The sequence below is a fragment of the Frankiales bacterium genome, from assembly GCA_016125335.1.
Classification (GTDB): domain Bacteria; phylum Actinomycetota; class Actinomycetes; order S36-B12; family CAIYMF01; genus Longivirga.
The window spans coordinates 1-23,129 of record WGLY01000001.1; the positions used below are offsets into that span (position 1 = coordinate 1).

The window sequence follows — 23,129 nt, forward strand, 5'->3', positions numbered from 1 at the left end:
ATGAGAAAGCGGGTCTCCTTCGAAGAGCTGGTCGGTGGTCAGAGACCACCAGCCTCGAAGGAGACCCGCCCTCATCGGCGGAGCCACACAGGTGGGGAAATTCGATGAGCGTCAGTGGGGAGTTTCAACGAGCGCCGTCAGCGGGAGACAGCGTGAGCGCCACGGGAGTCCACGAGATGAGCCGGGCGCCGTTGCCGGTGTCGGCGGCGGAGCCGACAATCAACATAGAGGTCCACCGGTCGGCGCCGGTGCCGGTGCCGGTGGTTCGGGGTTCGAGGAGGGGTGTCGGATGAGTGGCGGGTTCACCTTCAAGCGCTGCCCCTGCCCGCCGGTGACGAACGAGGCCGGGAAGGTGTTGGCGTGCAAGCGCAAGCACGGCAGCTGGTACTTCGCGGCCGAGACGCGCAGCACCGACGGGCGACGCCGCCAGGTCAAACGGGGCGGGTTCGCGACGCAGGCCGACGCCCAGGCCGCGTTGACCGCGTTCGCGGAGGCGCAGAACACTGGGGCGTGGACCGATGACCGAAGCCTGACAGTGAGCGAGTTCCTCACCGACTGGCTGGCCAAGAAGGTCGCCAACGGCCTGCGCCCGACGACCGAGCGTTCCTACCGCTGGCACATCACCGGCTACATCACCCCCGTCATCGGCCCCCTGCGGCTCCGTGACGTCCGGCCTCCGCACGTCGAGGAAGTCCTGCGCCTCGCGGCCCTGCCGAAGGAGAGGGGGCGCACGCCGGGGCCGGCGACGGTGCGCCGCATCCACGCCACCATGCGCTCCGCGTTCGCCAGCGCCAAGCGCGCCCGCTACATCCCGTACAACCCCGCCGTCGACGTCGAACTACCGCGGGTCACCCGACCCCACGTGCAACCGTGGGAAGCCGACGAGCTCGGCGCGTTCCTCGACCACTGCGCCGTCGACCCCCTTGGCCCTCTCTACGAGGTCGCCGCGTTCACCGGCCTACGCCGTGGTGAGCTCCTCGGCCTGCGGTGGGACGACATCGACGTCGAACGGTCCCGGCTCACGGTACGCCGCCAGATCGTCCAGCTCGGTCACGCCACCCACCTCGGCCCGGTCAAGACCGCCAGCGGCCAGGACCGCGTCGTCGACCTCGACGAAGCCACCATCGGTGCACTGCTCAGCCACCAGCTTCGCCAGCAGCAGCAACGCGACGAGTGGGGAACCGCCTGGGTCGACAGTGGCCACGTCTTCACCAAGGAGGACGGCTCACCGCTGCACCCCGAGACCGTCACCAAAAGATTCCGCGAACTCTCCGACGCGGCCGGCCTGCGCCCCGTTCGACTCCACGACCTGCGCCATGGGCAGGCCAGCCTCATGCTCGCCGCCGGCGTCCCGATGGCCGTCGTCAGCAAGCGACTCGGTCACAGCTCGCTCGCGATCACCTCGGACACGTACTCGCACCTGCTGGAAGGCGTCGGCCAGCAGGCCGCCACCGCTGCAGCCGCACTCGTGCCCCGCACGGACCGCCGAACCCAGAATGAACCCAGGTCCGCCGAAATCGCCCCCGAAGCAGGGGCTCTGGAGGCTCTGTCTATGGGTTCAGAAGACGAGCCCGAATCGGGTATCCCCGCAGGTGAAACAGCAGAGGCCCGGTCCGAAGACCGAGCCTCTGCACACGTACGCCGCGTAGTGCGCCGCGTAGGACTTGAACCTACAACCCGCGGATTAAGAGTCCGCTGCTCTGCCAGTTGAGCTAGCGGCGCATGGTGCCCGACGAGGATACACCGGGTCGGTCGGGCCGGTGAAATCGCGCCGGGCCGTTCGGACGAGCCGGGCTCGGCGTCGTCGTCACGCGGGGTCGCGGGGGAGCGGGCAGGCGTCGACGGGGGTCGCCGGCGCCCTCAGGCGGCCGTGCCCTCCATCAGGTACAGCTCGTCGGAGTGGGGGCCGCGCGGGTCCGCCAGGTCCAGGAGCAGCGTCAGCGGCACTCCCTGCGCGAGCAGGTCCATCACGTCGACCTCACGGTCGGACAGGGTCTGCGTCGTCACGGTGGTCCACCTCCTCGCATGCACAGATCAGGTGTCGGATGTTGCGACGGGAACATGGTGCGCCGTACGGGTGGTCTGATCGGCGGATTGCGCCGCTCGTCGGCGTGTCGCTCTCCGTGGCCGCTCAGTTACTTCTCGTTGACCTCCGGGACCAGGATGCGCCCCCGGGCCGGGACGGAAACCCCAGGTCGCCCCATCAGCCCAACGGTGGGTGTCCATCCTCCGAAAGTAGGACCCCCACGCGGGACGCCGCGGACCCCTACGCCCGCTCTGCGGACGCCGGGACGAGCCCGTCGACCCAGTCCCGGGTGCTCGTCACGGTGGCGAAGCCGTCGCCGAGCACGCCGAGCTCGACCCGGTGCACGAGCGCCGACGGCAGGTCGTCGGCCAGGTCGATGGTGCCGGTGGCGTCGGCCAGCACGGTGACCTCGAGCCCCCGGTGCACGGCCTGGCGCGTGGTGGTGTCGATGCACATGTGCGTCATGTAGCCCACGACCACGAGGTGGTCGACGTCGTGCTCGGCGAGCCAGGCGCCGAGCTCCGTCCCGGTGAAGGCCCCCGGCAGCGTCTTGTCGACGACCAGGTCGTGCGGGCGCCCGGCCACGGTCGCGTGCAGCTCCCAGGCCGGCGTGCCGCGCACGAACAGCCCTCCGGCGGGGTCGGTCTCGGCGTGCCGGACCACCACGACCGGCAGCCCGGCGGACCGGGCGGCGTCCATCGCCTCGCCGACCCGGGCGAGGGACTCCTCCACGGGCGGGTGCACGATGGGCAGGCCGCCCGTGACGTACTCGTTCTGGACGTCGATCACGAGCAGCGCCTGGGTCACGGGCACAGCCTGCCAGCCCGGTCCCGGCGCGGCGAACGGACGGCGCCGGACCCTTGAGCGTGCGCCCCGACCGGTCGATGCCACCATCGGGCGAGGAGGTGTGGATGCTCGGCGACCGGTTCGACGACGTCCTGCGTCGTGCTGCCCTGGGGGAGGAGGTCGCCTTCGCGGACCTCTACCGCGACGTGCACCCCCCGCTGCTGCGCTACCTGCGCACCCTGGCCTGGGAGCACGCGGAGGACGCCGCGTCGGAGACCTGGCTGGAGCTCGCCCGCGGGCTGACGACCTTCTCCGGTTCCGAGGGGCAGTTCCGCTCCTTCGTGTTCACCGTGGCCCGCCGCAAGCTCATCGACCGTGTGCGCTGGGAGGCGCGCCGGCCGACCGCCGCCTGGGAGCCCGGCGTCGAGGACGGGCCGACCGAGCCCGACGTCGCGGACCGGGTGCTGGAGGACGACGCGACGTACCGCGCCCTCGCGCTCGTGCGCACCCTGCCGCCGGACCAGGCCGAGGCGGTGATCCTGCGCGTGGTCGCCGGGCTGGAGTACGCCGACGTCGCCGAGGTGATGGAGCGCTCGCCCGCGGCGGTCCGCGTGCTGGTGCACCGCGGCCTGCGGCGGCTGGAGACCCGGCTGAGCCAGCGGACGAGGGGAGTAACGCCGTGAGCGGTTCCGACGTTCCTCCCCCGGGACACGAGGACATCGGCATGTCCGCGTGGGAGGACCTGCTGCTGGGCCTGCGCGGCCCCCGGACGGAGGACGAGATGCGAGCGGCCGAGCTCGTCGCGGCGCTTCAGGCGCCCGGCACGGAGTCCGAGCTGCGCGGCGCCGACGAGGCGGTGGCCGCGCTGGCCGCGGCTGCCCGTACCCAGGCCGAGCCGGTCGCCGAGGTCGTCCCCCTCGCCCCACGCGCACGTCGACGCGCGGCGGTGGCCGCGGGCGCCACGGCCGCGATCGTGCTGTTCACCGGCGGGGTCGCCGCCGCGGCGACCGGATCGCTGCCCGACCCCGTGCAGGACTTCGTCCACCACGTGTTCCACGTGGTCCCGGGCTCTGCCGCGACCCAGGCGCAGGAGGCCGCCGAGGCACAGCGCAGCGCGGACGCCACGAGGGACTCCTCGTCCGGCGCGGCCGGTGACACCTCGAGCGCGGCGTCGGGCGGTTCAGGCCCGGCGTCGTCGACGCACCTTGCAGGTCCGCCGCTCTCGACCGCTGCGGCCGCCGCGCTGCCCGGCCTGTGCCAGGCGTTCGCCGCCCGCCCGAGCGACGTGCCGGCGACCGGCTCGAGCGCCTACGCGAGCCTGCAGGCCTACGCCGAGGGTCAGAACATGACGATCGCCGATCTGTGCGCGACGGTGTCGCACGGGCCGGCGTCCTCGCACGGCAACGCGCCGACGACGCCACCGGGGCAGACGAAGACGGCACCGCCGGGGCAGTCGCACCGCCCGGCCTCGCCCGGGTCGCAGGGCAACCGGCCTACCGCCCCGCCCGGCAAGCCGAGCACGCACGGCCAGCCGACGACGGCGCCGGGCAACGGCAACGCCACGCGCATCCCCGGGAAGCCGTCCACCACCCCGAGCCACCCCTGACCCCCGCGGCGACGGGCTGCGCTCCCTGACCAGCCCTCGCCCCCCGAGACCCACGGCGGCCGCCCTGCCCGAGGCGGCCGCCGTGTCTCGTCCCCGGCGGTCTGCGCATCCTGCGGTCGCTCGGCCGTTCCCCGAACGCACGAGGGCCCCGTCCGCGACTGCGGACGGGGCCCTCGACGCAGGCGTCAGCCCTGGGGCTGCGGCGTCCAGCGCAGGTAGGGCTTGATCTCCTCGACCTCGCCGAACCGGGCCTTGGCGTCCTCCGTGGACATCTGCGGCGAGACGATGACGCGTCCGCCCGGGGTCCAGTCCACCGGCGTCGACACGGGCGCCGAGTCGGTGAGCTGAAGGGCGTCGATGACGCGCAGGATCTCGTCGAAGTTGCGGCCCACGGACTTCGGGTAGGTGAGCGTGAGCCGCACCTTGTTCGCGGGGTCGATGATGAACACCGAGCGCACCGAGGACGTGTCGCCCTCGTTGGGGTGGATCATGTCGTAGAGCTCGGAGACCGTGCGGTCGGGGTCGGCGATGATCGGGAAGTTCAGCTCGGTGCCGCCCACCTCGCCGATGTCCGGCGCCCAGCCCTTGTGGTCCTCGATCGGGTCGACGGACACCGCGATCGGCTTCACGCCGCGGGCGGCGAACTGGTCCTTCAGCGCCGCGGTGCGGCCGAGCTCGGTGGTGCACACGGGGGTGTAGTCGGCGGGGTGGCTGAACAGCACCGCCCACGAGCCGGCCTTCCACTCGTGGAAACTGATCGTGCCCTCGGTGGTCTCGGCGGTGAAGTCGGGTGCGACGTCGCCCAGCCTGATGCTCATAGGTTCCGGTCTCCTCGTGTCGATCGTCGGTCTGCCCATTCTCGCGCCGACGCGGCCCCCACGCCCGCCCGGGGTGGGGACCGCGTCCGGTCGCGTCAGTCGGCGTAGGTCGCGCCGAGCCGGTGGCCGTGCTCCGGTGTCGTGATCGGCAGGCCCGCCTTGGCGGCGTTGGGGAAGTCGTCGTCCACGTGCACGAGGGCGACGCCGGCGGCCTCGAGGATCGAGCCGCCGATCGAGGCCCGGAACCCGCTGCCGCAGTAGACCCACACCGGTCCGTGCTCGGGCTCGGCCGCCTTCGCCCACGCCGCCACCTCGTCGAGCCGGCCGCGCAGCTCGTGCAGCGGCACGTGCTTGGCGCCGGAGACGTAGCCGTCGTCGAACTCGCTGTTGCGCCGCAGGTCGAGCATCGGCAGCTCGGGGTCGGCCGCGCGGGCCTCGGCCATCTCGGCGTGCGTGGCCACGCGGTACGACGACGTCGTCGCCGGGGGCGACCAGTCGGCGGGCGAGCCGACGGAGTACGCCGCGGGGCGGTCGATGCCGATGCGCACCATCTCGCGCTGCATCCGCGTCACCTCGTCCTCGCTGGCGCCGAGGAGCGTGATCGGCGTGCCCCAGTCGACCAGCCAGCCGAGGTAGGTGATGGCGTTGCCGTGCACGTCGAACGACAGGGACCCGGTGAGGTGCTCGGCGGCGAACACGCGCCGGTGGCGCAGGTCGACCACCCACTCGCCGGCGGCGATGCGCCGGGCGATGTCCTCGGCGCTCGCGCGCTGGGGCAGGGAGAGGTCGACGGGGCCGGCGCCGGCCTGGTTGGCCGGCCCCATGTGGGCGTAGTACGCCGGGAACGCGTCGAGGCCGGCGATCAGCTCGGACACGAACGTGTCCTGGTCGACCGTGAAGGCCGGGTTGGTGCGGATCTGGTCGGCGACCGTGGACGCCGTGCCGACGGTGGCGGTGGCGCTGCAGAACGACCCGAACCCGTGGGTGGGGTACACGGCGGCGCTGCTGCTGACGTCGCTGGCGATGCGGCGCATCGACTCCCACTGCGAGCGGGCGAGCGGCTCGGTCAGCTCCGGCCCGAGCAGGTCGGGGCGGCCGACGCTGCCGAAGAGCAGCGACCCGCCGGTGAACAGCGCGACGTCCTGCCCGTCGAGGTTGAGCGCGAAGGAGATGTGGTTCGGCGTGTGGCCCGGGGTGTGGATCACCCGCACGAGCCCGGCCCCGGACTCCAGCTCGGTCTTGTCGCCCACGCGGTTAGCCGGGAACGAGATGTCCATGCCGGAGGGCACGACGTACTCGGCCCCCAGGACGCGGGAGAGCTCGAGGCCGCCGCTGACGTAGTCGTTGTGGAAGTGCGTCTCGAGGACGTGCGAGACGCTCCAGCCGCGCACGTCGAGCACCTGCTGCACCCGGTCGATGTCGCGCTGGGGGTCGATGACGATCGCGCCGCCGGCGCGGCCGACGACGTAGCTGCGGTCGCCGAGGTTGGGCGTCTCGATCGAGACGACGTCGAGCTCGCTCATGAGGTCACCACCGTTGCGCCGGCCGACACGAGGTCGGGGAAGCCGCCGGAGAGGTTGTAGACGTGGGCGAACCCGGCCTTCGCCATCGCGTCGGTCGCGACGGAGGAACGTCGCCCACTGTGACAGTAGACGGCGTACGTCGCGTTCTTGTCGAGCGTCGCGATCGTGGAGTCGAAGGTGGGGGCCTCGACGTCGATGTTCACGGCTCCCGCCACGTGCCCGGCGGCGAACTCCGCCGGCGTCCGCACGTCGACGACCACGACGCCGTTCTGCGACGCGGTGCTCAGGAACGCCTGGGGGTCGACGGTCTGCACGCTGCTCGAGCTGCACCCCGTGAGGACCGTGAGGCCCAGGAGCACGGCCACCAGGGCCAGGATCTTCTTCACGTCTCTCCTAGATGATCGCCGGCGGACGGCCGGTGTCGGTGGTCAGGGGCGCGCCCGCGTCGCGCCAGGCGGGCATCCCGCCGGCGAGGTTGTGGGCGTCGACGCCGTGCTCCCGCAGCGCCGCCGTGGCGGCGGCCGACCGTCGTCCCGAGCGGCACACGACCACCACCTGCTCGGCGCCGTCGACGTGGTCGAGGCTCAGGGTGCGCAGCGGCGCGTGCACCGCCTGCGGTGCGTGGCCGGCGTCCCACTCGTCGTGCTCGCGGACGTCGAGCAGGAGCGCGCCCTGCTCGACCATCGCGCGGGCGCGCGCGGCGTCGACCTCGGGGATCCCGGCGTCGTCGGGGCTCACCACGGGGCCACCTGCTCGCGACCCGTGCTGACGGGCTGACCGGCGGCGCGCCACGAGGACATGCCGCCCTCGACGCTGCGCACGTCGTAGCCCTGCTGCGCCAGGTAGGAGCACGCCTGGGCCGAGCGGGCGCCGGACTCGCAGACCACGTAGTAGGTCTCCCGGCGGTCGAGCTCGGAGGCGCGCAGCGGCACGAGGTGCAGCGGCATGAGCACCGCGCCGTCGATGTGGCCGCGGTGGAACTCGTCGGGGTTGCGGACGTCGAGCAGGGTGCCCCGGCGCAGCGCGCGGGCCTGGTCGGTCTCGTCGAGGGAGGCGAGGCGGACGATCATGCGTTGGCCACCTTCGCGCGGACGTCGTCCATGTCCAGGGCGCGGACCGCGGTGATGAGCTCCTCCAGCGCGGACGCCGGCAGCGCGCCGGCCTCGCGGTAGACCAGGATGCCGTCGCGGAACGCCATCAGCGTGGGGATCGCGGTGATCTGCGCCGATGCCGCCAGCATCTGCTCGGCCTCGGTGTCCACCTTGCCGAAGGTGATGTCGGGGTGCTTCTCGGACGCCTTCTCGAACACGGGCGCGAAGGAGCGGCAGGGGCCGCACCAGGAGGCCCAGAAGTCGACGAGAGTGATGCCGTCGCCGATCGCCTTCTCCTCGAAGTTCTGACCGGTCAGCTGCACGGTGGCCATGCTGCGGATTCCTCCTCGGGGGTAGTGGTACGACAGTAACACATACCCCCAGGGGTATATTTCCCGCCTTCTCGAGCGGCGACGTCACGGGTGGAACGGTCGCTTCCGGGGGCGGGGAGCAACCGTTCCACCAGCGGCATCGGACGGGGCCGGGGTGGTCAGCCGCCGAACGCGGCGAGGTGGTGCTGCGAGCCGGCGAGGAGGGCGGCGTACACCTGGAGGACGTCCGGGGCGGTGAGGCCCGCAGTGGCGGACTGCAGGTCGCCGATGTCGGCCTTCTCGACCGTGACGCCGGCGGCCAGGGCGGCGTCGGCGGTCGTCGCGCCCGCCAGGAGCCGGTCGTAGGTGGACTGGAACCCGGCGGAGGCGAAGGCGCCCTCGGCCAGCCCCGAGGTCGGGTCGTCGATCCCGTAGCGCTCCAGGACGGTGCGCACGAGCTCGAGGTGGCGAGTCTCGGCGACCGCGATCATCGGGAACTGCCGCAGCTCGGGGTAGCGCGCGGCGAGCGCGACGTAGAGGTCGTGCGCGAGCTTCTCCTCCTCGGCCATCGAGGCCAGCGTGGTGCGCTGCTCGGCGGTGAGCTCGCCCGACGGCGCTGTCACACCGCTGGCGGCCACCCCCATGCCCCCGCCCATCCCGTAGCCGTAGCCGTTCCCGTTGCCGCCCCGCATGCCGTAGGCGCCCCCGGACGCCGTCCCCGCGGCACCCGGGCCGCGCATCCCGCCCATGCCGTAGCCGGGCCCGGCGCCGTAGCCCCGGCCGGCACCGGTCGCGTCGTCGGCCATCGGGCAGGTGGTGTCGCCCGCCGCCGAGGCGTCGGGGTCGGGGGTGCTGCTCGCCGCGGCTGGGGCGGTCCCGGTCCAGGGCGCGCCCCCCTGCGCGATGGCGGGGACCGCCACCAGGGACAGGGCGGCGGCAGCGGCAACGCCGCTCGTGACGAGGGTGGTGCGACGCATCGGAGTCTCCTTCGACCGGTGGACCTCGTCGGTCCGTGACGCGACCAGGCTCGGCGGCGGAGGTGCAGGCCTGGTGCGTTCGGTGTGGAGACGGCGTGGAGATCGGCGCGCAGGAGGGTGAGCGCGCGACTGCGACGCCGCCGATCGAGCACCATGGTCGGGTGAGCACGGTGCTGGTCGTGGAGGACGAGCGCGACATCCGCGACCTGCTGCGGCGCTACCTCGAGCGGGCGGGCCACGTCGTGATCACGTCGGGCACCGGGTCGGAGGCGATGACGCACCTGGAGTCCGGTGCGGCCGACCTCGTCCTGCTCGACCTCGGGCTGCCCGACATCGACGGCCTCGACGTGCTGCGCCTCGCCACCACCGTGCGCGTCCCGGTCATCGCGCTCACCGCGCGCAGCTCGGTCGAGGACCGCATCGCCGGGCTCGAGCGCGGTGCGGACGACTACGTCACCAAGCCCTTCAGCCCGCGCGAGGTCGTCCTGCGCGTGTCGGCCGTGCTCGGCCGCCACGACCTCGACGACCGGGAGCGGTCCACCTCCTTCGGCGGCGGACGGCTGGCCATCGACCGGGCCCGCCACGTCGCCACCCTCGACGGCGCGGAGCTCGAGCTGACGCCGACGGAGTGGGGCGTGCTGCTCGCGCTCACCGACGCCCCGGGGCGCGTCTACTCCCGCGCCGAGCTGGTCAACCGCGTGCGCGGCTACGAGTACGCCGGCTACGAGCGCACGGTGGACTCGCACGTGAAGAACCTGCGCCGCAAGCTCGGTCCGGACGGGGCGAGCATCCTCGAGACGGTGCTGGGTGCGGGCTACCGGCTGGGGCTGCGCCGTGACGCCTGAGCCCCGCGCCGCCGGCAGCGGCAGCCCGCTCGGGCGCCGACTGCTGCTGGCGTTCCTCGTCGTCGCCCTGTCGTCGGTCGGCGTGCTCACGCTGGCGGCGCTGCTGGGCACCGCGCGCGGCCTGGCCACGAGCGAGCAGTCCTCGCGCAGCACCGCCGCGACGTCCGCCGCGGCCGCCGCGGGCAGCGCCTACCGCGCCGCCGGCGGCTGGACGGACGCCGACCTCACCGCAGCCGACACCATCGCCGCGGACGCGGGCGCCCGTCTCGTGGTGCGTCCCAGCGACGGGTCCGGTGCGGTCGGGATGGGCAACGGCATGGGCAACGGGGGCACGAACGGGAACGGCAGCGCGAACGGCAACGGAAGCGCCAACGGGAACGGCAGCGCGAACGGCATGGGCATGGCGGGCATGGGCATCGCCGGCACCGACGTCGTGACCGCGCCGGTGGTGGTCGACGGCACCACCGTCGGCACGGCCGTGCTGGCGTTCGGCTCCTCCACCACGAGCAGCGCCCAGCAGGTCGCCTGGACCTGGATCCTGCTCGCCGCGGCGGCCGCCGTGATCACCGCCGTCGTGGTCGCGTGGTTCGTCAGCGGCCGGATCACACGGCCGCTGGTGCGGCTCACCGCCACGGCCCGCCGCTTCGCCGCGGGCGACCGCGAGGCCCGGTCCGCGCCCGAGGACGCCGACGCGCCGGGGGAGATCGGCGAGCTGGTGCGGGCCTTCGACGCGACCGCCGACGAGGTGGCCGGCTCGGAGGCCTCGCGTCGCCGCATGGCCTCGGACCTCGCGCACGAGCTGCGGACGCCGCTGGCCGCGCTGCAGGCCGGGCTCGAGGAGCTGCGCGACGGCTACGTGGAGCCCGACGCGGCGCGCCTGGCCGCCCTGCACGAGCAGTCGCGGCGTCTCGGGCGCGTCGTCGAGGACCTCGCGTCGCTGTCCGCGGCCGAGTCCGCGCGCCTCGAGCTGCGCCGCGCGCCGCTGGACCTCGGCGCCCTCGTGGCCGAGGCGGTCGAGGCGGCGCGCCCGGCGATGACGGGTGCCGGGCTCACGGTGCGGACCGCGATCGCGCCCGGCGTCGTCGTCGACGGGGACGCGGACCGGCTGCACCAGGTGGTGTCCAACCTCGCCCTCAACACGGCGCGGCACTGCCGGTCGGGCGACGACGTGCTCGTGAGCGTCGGGCGCGACTCCGAGGGCGCCGTGCTCGAGGTGGCCGACACCGGTCCGGGCATCGATCCGGCCGACCTGCCCTCGGTGTTCGAGCGCCTCTGGCGCGGCCGGGCCGACTCCGACGTCGCGGGCTCGGGGATCGGGCTCGCCGTGGTGCGCGAGCTGGTCGTGGCCCACGGCGGCACGGTCGCCGCGGCCTCCGACGGGCACAGCGGCACCCGCATGACCGTGCGCCTGCCGCTGTCGTCGCAGCCCGGCCCCGCCGGCACCCGCGCGTGACCCGCGCCGACTTCTCAGCGGATGTCACTGGTGAAACGGTCGTGTCCGACGGCGGGAAGCAGCCGTTCCACCAGTGACGTCGCGCAAGGGCGGCTCAGGCGGTGGCGGCGTGGAACACGGTGTAGACGGCGACGAGCACCATGAGGCCGCCGAACGCCGTCGAGAGGGCGTAGCCGGGCACCCGGCGCGAGAGCAGCGCCCCCACCACGGCCGCCGCGGCGCTGGCGGCAGCCAGCGCGACGGTGACGCCGAGGCTGCCCTGCGAGTCGTGGCGCACGGCGGCGGCCACCACGCTGTTGACGACGATGACGACGAGCGCGGTCGCGGTCGCCTTCTTGATGGGCAGACGCATGGCGCTCACGAGCGCCGGCACGACGACGAAGCCTGCGCCGACGCCGAGCAGGCCGGTCACCAGGCCGACCGACGACGCGAGCGCGACGAGCCGCACGCGCCCGGCCAGGCCGCCCTGCCCGACCGGGGCGGTCCCGTCGAGGTGCGGGATCGCGGGGACGCTGGCCCCGCCGGCCATCTCCAGGTGGTCGGCGCCCACAGCGGCGTGCGCGAGCACGCGGCTGCGCTCGCGCGCGGCACCGCGCAGCATCATCACGGCGCCGACGACCAGCAGCAGCACCAGGCCGGCGAGCAGGAAGGTGGGGTCGACGTACTGCGCCAGCCGCGCGCCCACGACGGCGCCGATCGAGCCCAGCGCACCGAAGACGAGACCGACCCGCCAGTCGACCCGGCGGGCGCGGTGGTGGGGGACGAGGGCGGCGGTCGCCGCGGCCGCGACGATGACCAGCGACTGCGAGGACGCGACCAGGAACGGCTGCCCCACCGCCACGAGCAGCGGCACGGCGAGGATGCCCCCGCCGCCGCCGAGCAGGCCCACGACGAGGCCGAGCACTGCGGCGATCACCACGAGGGTGAGGGTCTGGTCCATCACGCCTCCCCGGCGACGTCGGAGGGCCGTGCGGCGGACGTGATCGCGGCCAGCCGTTCGCGCAGCGGCACGGGGACGGCGGCGTCGTCGTCGCGCCGTGCGCCGAGCGCGTCGCGGACGCCGACGAGCCCCGCGTAGAGCGGGGGGCACGTGGGGCACGCGGCGAGATGGCGCTCGAGCAGCCCCCGCTCGCGGGGGGCGAGGTCGTCGTCGAGGTAGTCCGACACCAGGCTGCGCGCGTCCCAGCAGCGCAGCGGGACGTCGGGGGAGGCCGGGCGGCGGCGCGCGCCGGACAGCTCGCTCACCAGCATCATCCGGCCGCGGCGCAGGCGGGCCTTGGCCGCGGGGACGCCGATGGCGTCGAGGTCCGCGATCTCCCCGACGGTGAGGCCGCACCCGTCGTGCAGGACCACCGTGGAGCGGTAGAGGGCGGGCAGGCGCAGCAGCGCGTCCTCGAGCAGCTCGCGCTGCTCGGCGCGCTCGACCACCTCGGCCGCGTCGACGGAGTACGCCGGGTCCTGCCACAGCAGTTCGACGCCGTCGGCGTACGCGGTTCCGGGGTCGACGACGGTCTCCCGCCGGGCGCGGGCGGCGTCGACGGCGAGGTTGTGCAGGATCCGGTGCAGCCAGGTGCGCAGCGAGGAGTCGCCGCGGAACCCGTCCGCGCGCTCGAGCGCCCGGACCACGGTGTCCTGGACGAGGTCCTCGGCCGCCGCGGCGTCGCGCACGAGGGTGCGCGCGTACCGCAGCAGGCCGGGGACCTCGTCGGTGAGCTGGTCGGCCAGCGGCCGTGCGTGGTGCTCCGCGGCGGTGGCCGCAGGGGTCACCGGCACGTGCAGCGCTGCTCCGGGGCGACCGAGCCGAGCACCTGGTCGACGTGCATGCCGCACCCCGAGTAGGTGACCTTGCCGCAGGAACGACAGACGGCGGGGCTGCACATGGAGGGAACCTCTTTCCGTGGGTGGTGGGGAGGACTCGAGCATACCCCCGGGGGTATCCTCCTGTCACATCGGGTCAGGACCGGTCCCCGGTCCGGGCCGCGGCCCGCACGGTACTGAGTCCCAGGACACGGTAGAGCGGGCAGTAGCCGATCGCGGCCGTGACCAGGAGGATGGCGGACAGTGCGATGAGGACGATGCCCAGCGCGCTGCCGGCCCCCGTCGCGAACGCGACGACCAGGGCGGCGACGGCGAGCACGGTGCGCAGGATGCGGTCGAGCGGGCTCTCGTTGACGGTCATGGCTTCCTCCTCGTGGTGGACCTGGCCCGCCATGGACGGGCCGGGCCCGCGCAGGGATACCGGCCGGCGGTGTGGTGCTGCTCACGCGGGTCCGCGTCGTCGCACGGACGAGGCGGTACGAGTCGAGGAGGGGCGATGACGCAGGGATCGGTGGGCACGACGTCGAGGGACGTGGGGCGCTCGCTGCCCGCCTGGTCGTCGGTGCTCGTCGTGGTGGCCCACCCGGACGACGAGTCCTTCGGGCTCGGCGCCGTCGTCGACGGCTTCGTGCGTGCCGGGGCGCGCGTGTCCGTGCTGTGCTTCACCCACGGCGAGGCGTCCACGCTGCACGGGGTCGACGGCGACCTCGCGGTGGTGCGGGAGGGCGAGCTCGAGGCGGCGGCGCGGGCACTGGGCATCGGGTCGGTGCGGCTGCTCGGCTACGCCGACGGAGCCCTGGAGCGCACGCCGGTCGACGAGCTGGCCGCCCGGGTGGCGGAGTCCGTGGAGGAGCAGGCGGCCGACGGGCTGCTGGTGTTCGACACGACCGGCGTCACCGGTCATCCCGACCACGTGCGCGCCACGGAGGCCGCGGTCCGGTGCGCTGCGGACCGCGGGCTCGGCGTGCTGGCGTGGACCCTGCCCGGCGCGGTCGCCGACCAGCTGCGGGCGGAGTCCGGCGCACCGTTCGCGGGGGCCGGCGAGGGGCTCGTCGACGTCGTGCTCGACGTCGACCGCGAGCGCCAGCGGGTCGCCGTGACCTGCCACCCGAGCCAGGCCGTGCCCTCGAGCGTGCTGTGGCGCCGGCTCGAGCTGCTCGGCGACCGGGAGCACCTGCGCTGGCTCGTCCCCCCGGCCTGACCCCGACGTTACTGCCCGAAAGCGCGGAGATCCGGCCCGGATCCGCGCTTTCGGGCAGTAACGACGGAGGGGTCAGGGGCGGGTGAACAGGGCGAGGGCGTCGAGCGCGTGCGCCTCGCGGCCCTCGACGGTGACCGGCCGCTGCACGGTCTCGAGCCGCTCGGGCCGCAGGCCGAGCCCCTCGACGTCGGAGGCGACGTCGTCCGCGGTGTAGAGCACGGCCGGGTCCTGCGGGCCGCCGTGGCCGTGCGCGAGGTTGTCGGTGTGGTGCGCGATGACGAGCAGCCGGCCGCCCGGGGCCACGGCGGCCGCGGCCGAGCGCAGCACCGTGCGGCGCGGCTCGGCCGGCAGCTGGATGTACACCACCAGCACGAGGTCGTACGCCGCCTGCGGCGCGTAGTCGGTGAGGTCGGCCACGACGGTGGTGAGCCGGTCGGCGTGCTCGCCCAGGCGCGTGGCGGCCCACGCGCGGGCGCGCTCGAGCGCGACGGCGGAGAAGTCGACGGCGGTGGAGCGCCACCCGCGCTCGGCGAGCCACAGCGCGTTGCGGCCCTCGCCCGCGCCGAGGTCGAGCGCCGTGCCCGGCGCCAGGTCGGCCGCGACCTGCTCCACCCACATGTTCGGGGTGGTCGACCACACGGCGTCGCTCGCGGCGTAGCGCTGGTCCCACGCCTCGGCGCCCATCACGTTGCTCACGGCTCGCTCCTCGTCCCTGCGGTGTCGGGGGCGGCCTCGAGCAGCTCGGTGAGCGCGTCGACGCCGCCCGTGCGGTAGGCGATCCAGTCCGGACCGGCGCCGCGCTCGCGCAGCGCGGCGAGCTGGTCCCGCCACGTCCCGAGGATGCCATCGGCGAGGGAGCCGTCGTCCGGCGAGCGGCGCCGGGCCCGGTGCAGCTCGCGCAGCGCCGCCCAGCGGCCCTCGGCGTACTTGATCCCCGGCACCGGCACGCCGGCCCGCGTGAACGTGCACACGGCGGCCCCGCCCGCGAGGCGGTCCATGTCGCGGGCGGCCAGCTCGAGCAGCGCGTCGAGGCGCTCGTCGAGGGTGGCGCTCACGGCTGGCCGCCCGACGGCACCGGGCAGCTCAGCTCGCCGGCCAGCCGGCGTCGCAGCGCCCAGCCGAGCAGCGCGATCCCGGCGACGGCGAGCAGCGGCTGCACAGGGGCGAACCAGCGCAGCGCACCGGTGTAGCCGAGCGCCAGCAGCGCGACCTTGTTGCACACCGGGCAGCCCACCGCGAGGTAGCCCAGGAAGCCGCCGAGCAGGCTGCTGCGGCTGACGTCGGGCGCGCTGGTGCCCGGCCGGCGCACGTACGTGGCGGCCACGAGCCCGGCGAGGACTGCGGTGGCGAGCAGCACCGGCCACGCCCACCACGTGACCGCGACCTCGCGCCCGAACACGGGGTTGGGCACCAGCACGGTCGGCACGCCGACGACGAGCACCGTCGCCACCGCGGTCAGCGCCGCCATGGCCCAGCGGCGGGGCGGCCAGCCCCTGAGCGCGGCGAGGACGCCGGCGCGGGCCGGGGCCGGGACGGCGTCGACGGCGATGCGGGACGGGACCGGCCCCGGCTCGTCGGTCGTGCTCACGTGGGTCCTCCCGGCAGCGCGGCGTCCGCACCACCATACCCCAGGGGGTATGACGGACGTGCCGCCAGGATCAGCGGAAGACCAGACGCAGCGACTGGCTGATCGAGCGCGTGTAGTAGCGCGTGTAGTAGAGGGCGAAGCGGATGTAGTAGATGCCGCGCGACTTCGACAGCACGCGGAACCGGAAGTAGTGCCGGCCGGTGCGCCCGGAGCCGATCTTGGGCCAGGCCGCGCCCCGGCGCATCTGCATCGACACGGGCGTGCCGGAGCCGATGTACGGCACGGTGCAGGTGCCGCTCGCGTAGGTGCCGGGCTTGACGGTGCGCGTCCACGTGCAGCGGAAGGGCGCGATGACGGCGGCGGCCGCCACCTTCCTCGTGGCCTCCCACCAGACGCCCGCGGCGAGATCGGCCGTCACCCGGGCGTTGGTGGTGGCCGGGAAGCTGAACCGCGCGCCGCCCGCGCGCGTGGTCGTGAGGTGCAGCACCGTCGCCGGGCCGACGGCCGGCGCGATCGTGACGGTCACCGGGGTGTACTTCAGGGGCTGGCCGTCGGAGGCCTTCGCGATCACCTGCGCCGCCACCGTCGACCCCGCGTGCGACGCCGGGAGCACCAGGGAGACCACGGGCACGGTGTGCACGTAGACCGTCGTCGGTGTTCCGGGGATCCGGTGCCCGACGGAGTCCACCAGCACCGGCTCGAGCACGTGCGCCCCCGCGAGCCCGTCGGTGTCCCACATCGTCGTGGCGTCGCAGGTGCCGTCGGTCGACGGGGCGCAGGACGTCTTCCCCACCGAGAAGCCGTCCACGTCGAGCTCGACGTGCTCGGGGGTGGTCCCGAGCGCGGCCGGGATCGCCGAGTGCGTGAGCACGGCCGTGATCCCGGTGACGACGCCGCCGGGCGCGGGCGCGGTGAGGTCGATCGTGGCCGGCGGGTTGGCCACCACCACGGGCACGCGACGGCTGACCAGCCCGAGCAGCGGCTGCGGGTAGCCCGCGCCGAGCGCCGCGGACAGGACGTGGGGCCCGTCGTCCCAGCGCGTGTCCCAGGGAACCGTGACGCTGCACGTGGTGGGGTCGGCGAGTCCGTTGCACTGCTGCGACTGGTCGAGGCGGCCGCCGTCCCGGACCTGGATCCACGCCCCCTCGAGCGAGGCGATGGGCGCGGAGGGGCCCAGCGTGGCCGTGACGGTCGTCTGCACGACCCCCGAGAGGGTCGCCCCCTCGACGGGGGACTCGATCGTGATGCTCCCGCTGTCGTTCACGACCGTGATCGACAGCGGCTGCGCGAAGGTGGTGCCGAGGTTGTTGTCGCGGAGGGCTGCGCCGAGGGCGTAGGTGCCTCCGGTGATCTGGACGAGGTCGAGCGTCGTGGTCACCGAGCAGGTGCGGGACAGCGGCGCCGGGCACGGGACCTCGGTCGCCCTGTCAGCCTGCTCGAGGTAGACGTACACGCTCGCGGCGAGCGTGCCGTAGGGCGAGGTGGCCGTGACCGTGACGTCGACCGAGCCGGAGGCCGTGGCGCCGTCGGCCGGCGACAGGATCGTCACGGACGGAGCGGCCGATGCGCTCGACGCGGACGTCACCGCGATCGCCGGGGCCAGCAACGCCGTCGCGGCCGCGGCCACGACGAGTCGCGAGACGCGACCCATGCGTCCCCGCCTCACGTGAACGTGATGCGCATCGGCGCGGTGAAGAGGCTCGCCCAGTAGGGGCTGTTGCTGAGGAGCATGCGGACGTAGTAGGTGCTCCGGGTGGTGGATCGCACGTGGTAGGTCCAGCTGTGGGGGACGGAGCTCGTCTGCCCGATGCGCCGCCACGTGCTGCGCTGCTTCACCTGCAGCGCCGACCAGATTCCCTTGGGGATGTAAGGCTCCGAGCAGGTGACCGTGGCGTAGCCGCTCAGCCGGGCGGTGTGCGTCCACGTGCAGGAGTAGTGCGGGATCGCCTCCGAGAGGCCGTGGCCGGTCCACACGCTCCACCACGGGCCCGGCGTGTCGATCGTGGCCTTGACGGTCGAGGTGGTCCGCACCGGCACCTTCCACTGGATGCCGCCGGTCCGGGCCGTCGTGACGTGGTAGACCCTCGGCGGGCCGATGAGGTGCGGCGGCGTGAACGTGACGGTGAGCGCGACGCCCGGGATGGTGCGCCCGTCCTCGGCCCGCACCACCACCCGGGCGGTGGCGGTGGTGCCGGTGCGCACCGTGGGCACGGTGATCTCCACCTTCGGGACGGTCCGCACGAAGACCCGCACCGGGGCGCTGGCGACGGTCGCTCCGGTGCTGTCGGTGAGCACGGTCGATAGCACGTGCCCGCCGGCCAGCCCGGTGGTCGTCCAGGGGAACGTCGCGGTGCACGTGTGGTCGTCGGGCTGCCCGACGCAGCTGAACACCGTCTTGTAGTGCCCGTCGAGGTACAGCGAGATGCCGGACACCGTGGCCGGCGAGTCGGCGGGGATGCCTCCCGTGGCGACGACGTCGACGGTCCTCTGCCGCGCGACGGCGCTGCCGGCGTGCGGCGAGGTGACCGCCAGGAAGGCCGACGTCCGCGTCACGGTCACGGTCACCACGGCGCTGGCCGTCGTCCCGCCCAGGCTGTCGGCCATGCCCGCCTGGAGCGTGTGCGTGCCGGTCAGGGTGCTCGCGTCCCACGAGAACGTGACGGCGCAGTCCGTGGTCGCGGGCACCGCGCACGGCAGCGACGACGCCGGGGAGCCGTCGACCGACAGGGTCATCGTCGTGGCCACGGCGGCCCCGAGCGGGTCGAGGCTGCCGGACACGGAGACCGCCACGGCACCGGCGACCGTCGACGCGTCGACCGGCGAGGTGATGGCGACGCTGGGATAGCCGGCGACGGCCGAGGCCGGTGCGGCCGCGGCGAGGTGCGTGGTGAGGAGGGCCGTCGCTGCGACGAGCAGGGCGGCCGACCGACGTGCCGAGATCATGTGTCCCCCGTGTGGTCCTGCGCGCGCACACGGTACGGCACCGGCCGTGCCGGACGGAGCCGATCCCACGGAACCAGCTCCGGCCGGCGGCCCCACGCCGGATCGACGGCGCGGCGCAGGGCCGGTGACCCGATCAGGCGACCGGGGTCCGCTCGGCCGTGAGGTCGACGGTGGTGTGGGCCCGGGCCGGCTCGACGACGGCCTCCACGGGCAGCAGCGCGGGCGGGGGAGTGCGGCGGCGGCGCCACCACTTGCCCGCCTCCACCACGACGGGGAGCAGCAGGGCGAGCCCGATGCACGCCAGCCACTGCCCGCCCGTGAGCGACCTCGTGAGCAGGGCGGACTGGAGCCGCGGCAGCTCGGTGGCCAGCACCGTCATGGCGACCGGCACGAGGGCGATCGCCAGCGCCTTGAGCAGGGGCGCCGAGAGCCCGCTCGCCGGGTCGCGACGGTTGACCAGCGCGTTGAGCACCGTGCCGAGCGCCATCACGACGAAGGTCATGGTGAGCGAGGCCGACGCGGTCTCGGTCGAGGGCGTGTCCGGCCCCCACACCAGCGGCACGAACGCGCCGACGAACAGCGCGATCGCGTAGACCACCCACTGAAGGACGGCGCCGCGGTGCGAGATGGTCAGCTTCGGGTCGCGCGGGGGCCGCGACATCACGTCGGGGTCGCCCGGGTCGACGGCGATGATGACCACGCCCGCCGAGGTCATGAAGAAGAGCAGGTAGAGCACCATCGTCGGGGTGAGGGCGACGCCGTCGTTGACGTTGAACGCGGTCGCGGCGACGAACAGCATGACGAGCGCGAGCAGCTGGGTCATCTGGTAGCGCACGTAGGCGACGACCTTGTCGTAGACACGACGCCCGATCTCCACCGCGTAGACCAGTGTGCCGAAGTTGTCGTCGGTGAGGATCATCCGTGCGGACTGCTTGGTGACCTCGCTGCCGCTGCCCATGGCGACGCCGATGTCGGCCTGCTTGAGGGCGGCGGCGTCGTTCACCGCGTCGCCCGTCATCGCCACGATGCTGCCCTGCTCCTGCAGCGTCCTGGCCAGCCGCAGCTTGTCCTCGGGGGTGACCCGGCCGAACACGTGCAGCTGCGGGAGCCTGCGCTTGAGCTCGTCGTCCGAGAGGGCGCGCAGCTCGGTGCCGCTGATGGCACCCGGGCCGAGGCCCAGCGACTCGCCGATGGCGTGCGCGGTCACCGCGTGGTCGCCGGTGATCATGCGGACGTCGATGCCCGCGTGCAGCGCGGTGGCCACGGCGTCCTTCGCCTCGGGACGCAGCGGGTCGATCATGCCGACGAGGCCGACGAACGTGAGGTCGCCCACCAGCTGCATGGGGTCGCCGAGGTTCGCCTGCAGCTCGTCCTCGGTGATGACGCGAGCCGCGAAGGAGAGCACCCGCAGGCCCTTCTCGCCCATGCGCTCGTTGGCGTCGTCGATGCCGGTGCGCGCCTCGGCGATCGGCACCTGGCCGGCGCCGAGTGCGGCTCCGGACCGGCTGCACCGCGCGAGGACGACGTCGGGGCCGCCCTTGACCAGCACGACCACCTGCGGCCCGTCATCGGTGGGCACGCGGTGCACGGTCGCCATGAACTTGTAGTCCGAGTCGAACGGGACCTCGGCCAGTCGCGGGTAGGCCCGGCGGGTCTCCTCGGCGTCGACGCCGAGCTTCGCCGCCAGGACGACGAGAGCCGCCTCCGTGGGGTCGCCGACCACGTCGCCGGCGTCGGACACCGTGGCATCGCTGTCGAGGCAGAGCCCGTAGGCGAGCCGGGTGAAGTCCGGCACGGGCACCCCGGCGACCGATCGGATCGCACCCTGCTTGCGGTAGCCCTCACCCTCGACGGTGAACCACGAGTCGTGCGCGTAGATGGTGGCCACCATCATCTGGTTCATCGTGAGCGTGCCGGTCTTGTCGGTGTTGATGGCGCTCGTGGCGCCGAGCGTCTCGACGTCGGTGAGGTTCTTCACCACGGCGCGCGAGTCGGCGAGCTGCTTGGCCCCCATCGAGAGAAGGCCCGACACGAACGCGGGAAGCCCTGTCGGGATGGCGGAGATCGCCATGGCGGTGCCCAGCAGCATCAGCTCCGAGAACGCCATGCCGCGCACGAGGCCCACGACGACGATGAACGCCACGGCCGCCCAGGCGATGAGCCCCAGCACCTTCGTCAGCGAGTCCAGCTCGCGCTGGAGCGGGGACCGGGTGCGCGTGACGGACGAGAGCATCGTGGCGATGCGGCCCATCTGGGTGGCCATCCCGGTCTCGGTGACCACCATCGTCGCGGTGCCCCGGGTGACGGACGTGTTCTGGAACAGCATGTTGGACTGGTCGCCGAGGGAGACGTCGTCGCCCTCGATCGTGCCGGCGTCCTTGGCCACCGGGGCGCTCTCGCCGGTGAGCGCCGCCTCCTGCGTCTCGAGGGTGGCCGACCTCAGCACGCGGCCGTCGGCCGGGACGATGTCGCCGGCGTCCAGCGCCACGACGTCGCCGGGCACGATCGCCGTGGCGTCGACCAGCCCGATGCTGCCGTCGCGCAGCACCTTCGCCTGCGGCGACTGCAGCTTGGCGAGCGCGTCGACGCTGGCCCGCGCCTTGAGCTCCTGGCGCGACCCGAGCACCACGTTGACCACGATGAGGAACCCGACGAGGACGGCGGTGGAGCTCTCGCCGATGAGGATGCTCACCACGACGACGGCCACCAGCATCAGGTTCATCGGGTCGCGCAGCTGGACCCCCGCGACCGCGAGGAGCGACGGGGGCGCCTCGCCCCGGATCTCGTTGGGGCCGACGGACGCGAGCCGGCTGCCGGCCTCGGCCGACGTCAGGCCGCGATCGGAGTCGCCCCGGACCGCGGCGAGCACCTCGTCCTGTGTCTGTGCGTACCAGTGATCGGCCATGCGGACCTCCCGAGACTGCGCGCCCGCACCCCGCGCCACGGGCACGCCGACATCCTCCCGAAGGCGGGTGCCCGGTCGCGCGGCGATCGGCCACGCGGGCCCTCGGTCAGGGGCCCAGGAGGTCCTCGCACCAGAGGTGGCCCGGCCGCACGCCGGGCGGGATCGCGTACGTCGCGCTGCCCACCGGTGTCGTCCAGCGGTTGAGCAGGTCGCCGTCCGCCAGGCGGCGCTGCACGGGCACGAACTGCCGCTCGATGTCGGCCACGTAGGCCGCGAACAGCAACCCCACGTCGCTGATCGTGCCGGCCCCGGGGGAGTCGTCGTAGCTGTAGCCGCGGCGCAGCATCCGCTCGGCCGGGGTCTGCGCGTGCGCGAGGCGCACGTGGGCGTTCTCGGAGATCACCGGGAAGCCCAGCGGGTCCGTCGCCGAGAGGTCGAGCGGGGTGCGCTCGGTGCCTCCCGTGAGGGGCGCCCCGTCGGCCAGGGTCCGGCCTACGGCGAACTCGCGGCCGCTGCGCGACAGCCGCTCCCACGAGTCGAGGTCCATCCGGATGCGGCGTAGGACCAGCATGGTGCCGCCACGGAACCAGTCGGGACCCTCTGCCCAGACCGCGGCGGAGAGGTCCTCCGTGCCCGGCCGCGGGTTCTCCGTGCCGTCGACCTGGCCGAGCAGGTTGCGTGGCGTCGTGCCGTCGGGTGCCGAGCCGCGTGCGGGGACGAACCCGCGCTGGACCCAGACCACCGTCGCGTGCGACGTCGCGTCACGGGTGAGCACGCGCACCGCGTGCGACAGGGTGACGAGGTCGTCGGCGCCCACCTGCAGCAGCAGGTCCGTCTGCCGCCAGCGCTCCTCGAGCCGGTCGATCGCGAGATCGGGGAGCGGGCCGAGGGATGCCGGGCGGCGCCGCTCGAGCCCGAGCCTGTCGAAGAACCGCTCGCCGAGACCGAGCGTCACCGTCAGCCGTGCGGGCGAGACGGCGAGCTGGGCTGCGTGGTCGGCCAGGGCGGGAGCGCCCCCCGTGAGGCGCTCGGCGTCGTCGGTCCAGATGCGCATGAGCCGGACCGCGTCCTCGCGGGACGACCCCGGGCGCAGGTCGAGCCCGACGAACCAGGTGTGCGCCTGCTGCGGGGTGTCGACGCCTGCCTGGTGGTCGCCGTGGAACGCGACGACGTCCGCGCCGAACGTCGAGGTCGAGGGCACCGGTCCGGGTTCGCCCGCAGCCGCCGTCGCCATCGCG

At 73.9% G+C, this 23,129-nt stretch carries 23 protein-coding genes, 1 tRNA gene and 2 pseudogenes; 7 read left to right on the top strand and 19 right to left on the bottom strand.

The features are described 5' to 3' along the window. Nucleotides 1-289 precede the first annotated feature (289 nt). Nucleotides 290-508 (top strand): annotated as a pseudogene (locus tag GC157_00005) (hypothetical protein). A 261-nt stretch (nucleotides 509-769) separates the two neighbouring features. Beyond that, a pseudogene (locus tag GC157_00010) lies at nucleotides 770-1,426 on the top strand (tyrosine-type recombinase/integrase). Nucleotides 1,427-1,649: 223 nt separating this feature from the next. On the opposite strand, the gene GC157_00015 reads toward GC157_00010, so the two are convergent. Together GC157_00015 and GC157_00020 are read right to left on the bottom strand one after the other, a co-directional pair. Then, a tRNA-Lys gene (locus GC157_00015) sits at nucleotides 1,650-1,722 on the bottom strand. Between the two features lie 544 nt (nucleotides 1,723-2,266). Beyond that, nucleotides 2,267-2,833 carry an isochorismatase family protein gene (locus GC157_00020; GenBank protein ID MBI1375860.1) on the bottom strand — a complete coding sequence of 189 codons (567 nt, stop codon included), beginning with the start codon at nucleotides 2,831-2,833 and terminating at the stop codon, nucleotides 2,267-2,269. 77 nt (nucleotides 2,834-2,910) lie between these two features. On the opposite strand from GC157_00020, the gene GC157_00025 reads away from it, so the two are divergent. Together GC157_00025 and GC157_00030 are read left to right on the top strand one after the other, a co-directional pair. Then, nucleotides 2,911-3,495 (top strand): sigma-70 family RNA polymerase sigma factor, encoded by a 585-nt coding sequence (locus GC157_00025; GenBank protein MBI1375861.1) that lies wholly within the window; start codon nucleotides 2,911-2,913, stop codon nucleotides 3,493-3,495. Nucleotides 3,496-3,536: 41 nt separating this feature from the next. Next, complete coding sequence (locus GC157_00030; protein MBI1375862.1) at nucleotides 3,537-4,418, top strand: hypothetical protein; 882 nt, start codon at nucleotides 3,537-3,539, stop codon at nucleotides 4,416-4,418. A gap of 185 nt (nucleotides 4,419-4,603) precedes the next feature. On the opposite strand, the gene GC157_00035 is transcribed toward GC157_00030, so the two are convergent. The 7 genes from GC157_00035 to GC157_00065 form a co-directional block, all read right to left on the bottom strand. Continuing rightward, nucleotides 4,604-5,236, bottom strand: a complete 633-nt coding sequence (locus GC157_00035; protein ID MBI1375863.1) for a redoxin domain-containing protein — start codon at nucleotides 5,234-5,236, stop codon at nucleotides 4,604-4,606. 95 nt (nucleotides 5,237-5,331) lie between these two features. Beyond that, nucleotides 5,332-6,759, bottom strand: a complete 1,428-nt coding sequence (locus GC157_00040) for an MBL fold metallo-hydrolase (GenBank protein MBI1375864.1) — start codon at nucleotides 6,757-6,759, stop codon at nucleotides 5,332-5,334. Further along, nucleotides 6,756-7,145: a rhodanese-like domain-containing protein gene (locus tag GC157_00045; protein MBI1375865.1), complete on the bottom strand. Its 390-nt coding sequence runs from the start codon at nucleotides 7,143-7,145 to the stop codon at nucleotides 6,756-6,758. Before GC157_00045 ends, GC157_00040 begins: the two co-directional genes overlap by 4 nt. Nucleotides 7,146-7,152: 7 nt before the next feature. Next, complete coding sequence (locus GC157_00050) at nucleotides 7,153-7,443, bottom strand: rhodanese-like domain-containing protein (GenBank protein MBI1375866.1); 291 nt, start codon at nucleotides 7,441-7,443, stop codon at nucleotides 7,153-7,155. Nucleotides 7,444-7,493: 50 nt separating this feature from the next. Beyond that, nucleotides 7,494-7,829, bottom strand: coding sequence for a rhodanese-like domain-containing protein (locus tag GC157_00055; GenBank protein ID MBI1375867.1), 336 nt, complete (start codon nucleotides 7,827-7,829; stop codon nucleotides 7,494-7,496). Next, complete coding sequence (gene trxA / locus GC157_00060) at nucleotides 7,826-8,182, bottom strand: thioredoxin (GenBank protein MBI1375868.1); 357 nt, start codon at nucleotides 8,180-8,182, stop codon at nucleotides 7,826-7,828. Before trxA ends, GC157_00055 begins: the two co-directional genes overlap by 4 nt. A gap of 158 nt (nucleotides 8,183-8,340) precedes the next feature. After that, on the bottom strand, nucleotides 8,341-8,967 hold the full coding sequence (locus tag GC157_00065; protein MBI1375869.1) for a DUF2202 domain-containing protein: 627 nt from the start codon (nucleotides 8,965-8,967) through the stop codon (nucleotides 8,341-8,343). Nucleotides 8,968-9,308: 341 nt separating this feature from the next. On the opposite strand from GC157_00065, the gene GC157_00070 reads away from it, so the two are divergent. Both GC157_00070 and GC157_00075 read left to right on the top strand, forming a co-directional pair. Further along, the gene (locus GC157_00070; protein ID MBI1375870.1) at nucleotides 9,309-9,983 is read left to right on the top strand and encodes a response regulator; all 675 of its coding nucleotides are present in this window, start codon (nucleotides 9,309-9,311) and stop codon (nucleotides 9,981-9,983) included. Then, nucleotides 9,973-11,436, top strand: coding sequence for a HAMP domain-containing protein (locus GC157_00075; protein MBI1375871.1), 1,464 nt, complete (start codon nucleotides 9,973-9,975; stop codon nucleotides 11,434-11,436). Before GC157_00070 ends, GC157_00075 begins: the two co-directional genes overlap by 11 nt. A gap of 94 nt (nucleotides 11,437-11,530) precedes the next feature. Here the strand turns inward: GC157_00075 and GC157_00080 are convergent, their stop codons facing one another. The 3 genes from GC157_00080 to GC157_00090 all read right to left on the bottom strand — a co-directional run bounded on the left by GC157_00080 (nucleotide 11,531) and on the right by GC157_00090 (nucleotide 13,615). Further along, nucleotides 11,531-12,376 carry a TSUP family transporter gene (locus GC157_00080; protein ID MBI1375872.1) on the bottom strand — a complete coding sequence of 282 codons (846 nt, stop codon included), beginning with the start codon at nucleotides 12,374-12,376 and terminating at the stop codon, nucleotides 11,531-11,533. After that, nucleotides 12,376-13,314, bottom strand: coding sequence for a sigma-70 family RNA polymerase sigma factor (locus GC157_00085; protein ID MBI1375873.1), 939 nt, complete (start codon nucleotides 13,312-13,314; stop codon nucleotides 12,376-12,378). Before GC157_00085 ends, GC157_00080 begins: the two co-directional genes overlap by 1 nt. A 76-nt stretch (nucleotides 13,315-13,390) precedes the next feature. Next, nucleotides 13,391-13,615, bottom strand: coding sequence for a DUF2892 domain-containing protein (locus GC157_00090; protein MBI1375874.1), 225 nt, complete (start codon nucleotides 13,613-13,615; stop codon nucleotides 13,391-13,393). 135 nt (nucleotides 13,616-13,750) lie between these two features. Between GC157_00090 and GC157_00095 the strand changes: the two genes are divergently transcribed. Continuing rightward, a complete protein-coding gene (locus tag GC157_00095; protein MBI1375875.1) occupies nucleotides 13,751-14,455 on the top strand; it encodes a PIG-L family deacetylase in 705 nt (234 codons plus the stop codon). A 72-nt stretch (nucleotides 14,456-14,527) separates the two neighbouring features. Here the strand turns inward: GC157_00095 and GC157_00100 are convergent, their stop codons facing one another. The 7 genes from GC157_00100 to GC157_00130 all read right to left on the bottom strand — a co-directional run bounded on the left by GC157_00100 (nucleotide 14,528) and on the right by GC157_00130 (nucleotide 23,125). Further along, complete coding sequence (locus GC157_00100; protein MBI1375876.1) at nucleotides 14,528-15,139, bottom strand: methyltransferase domain-containing protein; 612 nt, start codon at nucleotides 15,137-15,139, stop codon at nucleotides 14,528-14,530. Nucleotides 15,140-15,147: 8 nt separating this feature from the next. After that, a complete protein-coding gene (locus tag GC157_00105) occupies nucleotides 15,148-15,510 on the bottom strand; it encodes a hypothetical protein (GenBank protein ID MBI1375877.1) in 363 nt (120 codons plus the stop codon). Further along, complete coding sequence (locus GC157_00110; GenBank protein ID MBI1375878.1) at nucleotides 15,507-15,923, bottom strand: hypothetical protein; 417 nt, start codon at nucleotides 15,921-15,923, stop codon at nucleotides 15,507-15,509. The genes GC157_00105 and GC157_00110 overlap by 4 nt, the downstream gene beginning before the upstream one ends. Before the next feature lie 190 nt (nucleotides 15,924-16,113). Continuing rightward, on the bottom strand, nucleotides 16,114-17,694 hold the full coding sequence (locus tag GC157_00115; GenBank protein MBI1375879.1) for a hypothetical protein: 1,581 nt from the start codon (nucleotides 17,692-17,694) through the stop codon (nucleotides 16,114-16,116). A gap of 11 nt (nucleotides 17,695-17,705) precedes the next feature. Next, nucleotides 17,706-18,986, bottom strand: a complete 1,281-nt coding sequence (locus tag GC157_00120; GenBank protein MBI1375880.1) for a hypothetical protein — start codon at nucleotides 18,984-18,986, stop codon at nucleotides 17,706-17,708. Nucleotides 18,987-19,119: 133 nt separating this feature from the next. Continuing rightward, nucleotides 19,120-21,891, bottom strand: coding sequence for an HAD-IC family P-type ATPase (locus GC157_00125; protein MBI1375881.1), 2,772 nt, complete (start codon nucleotides 21,889-21,891; stop codon nucleotides 19,120-19,122). A 106-nt stretch (nucleotides 21,892-21,997) separates the two neighbouring features. Beyond that, nucleotides 21,998-23,125: a Dyp-type peroxidase gene (locus GC157_00130; protein ID MBI1375882.1), complete on the bottom strand. Its 1,128-nt coding sequence runs from the start codon at nucleotides 23,123-23,125 to the stop codon at nucleotides 21,998-22,000. Between the last annotated feature and the right edge of the window lie 4 nt (nucleotides 23,126-23,129).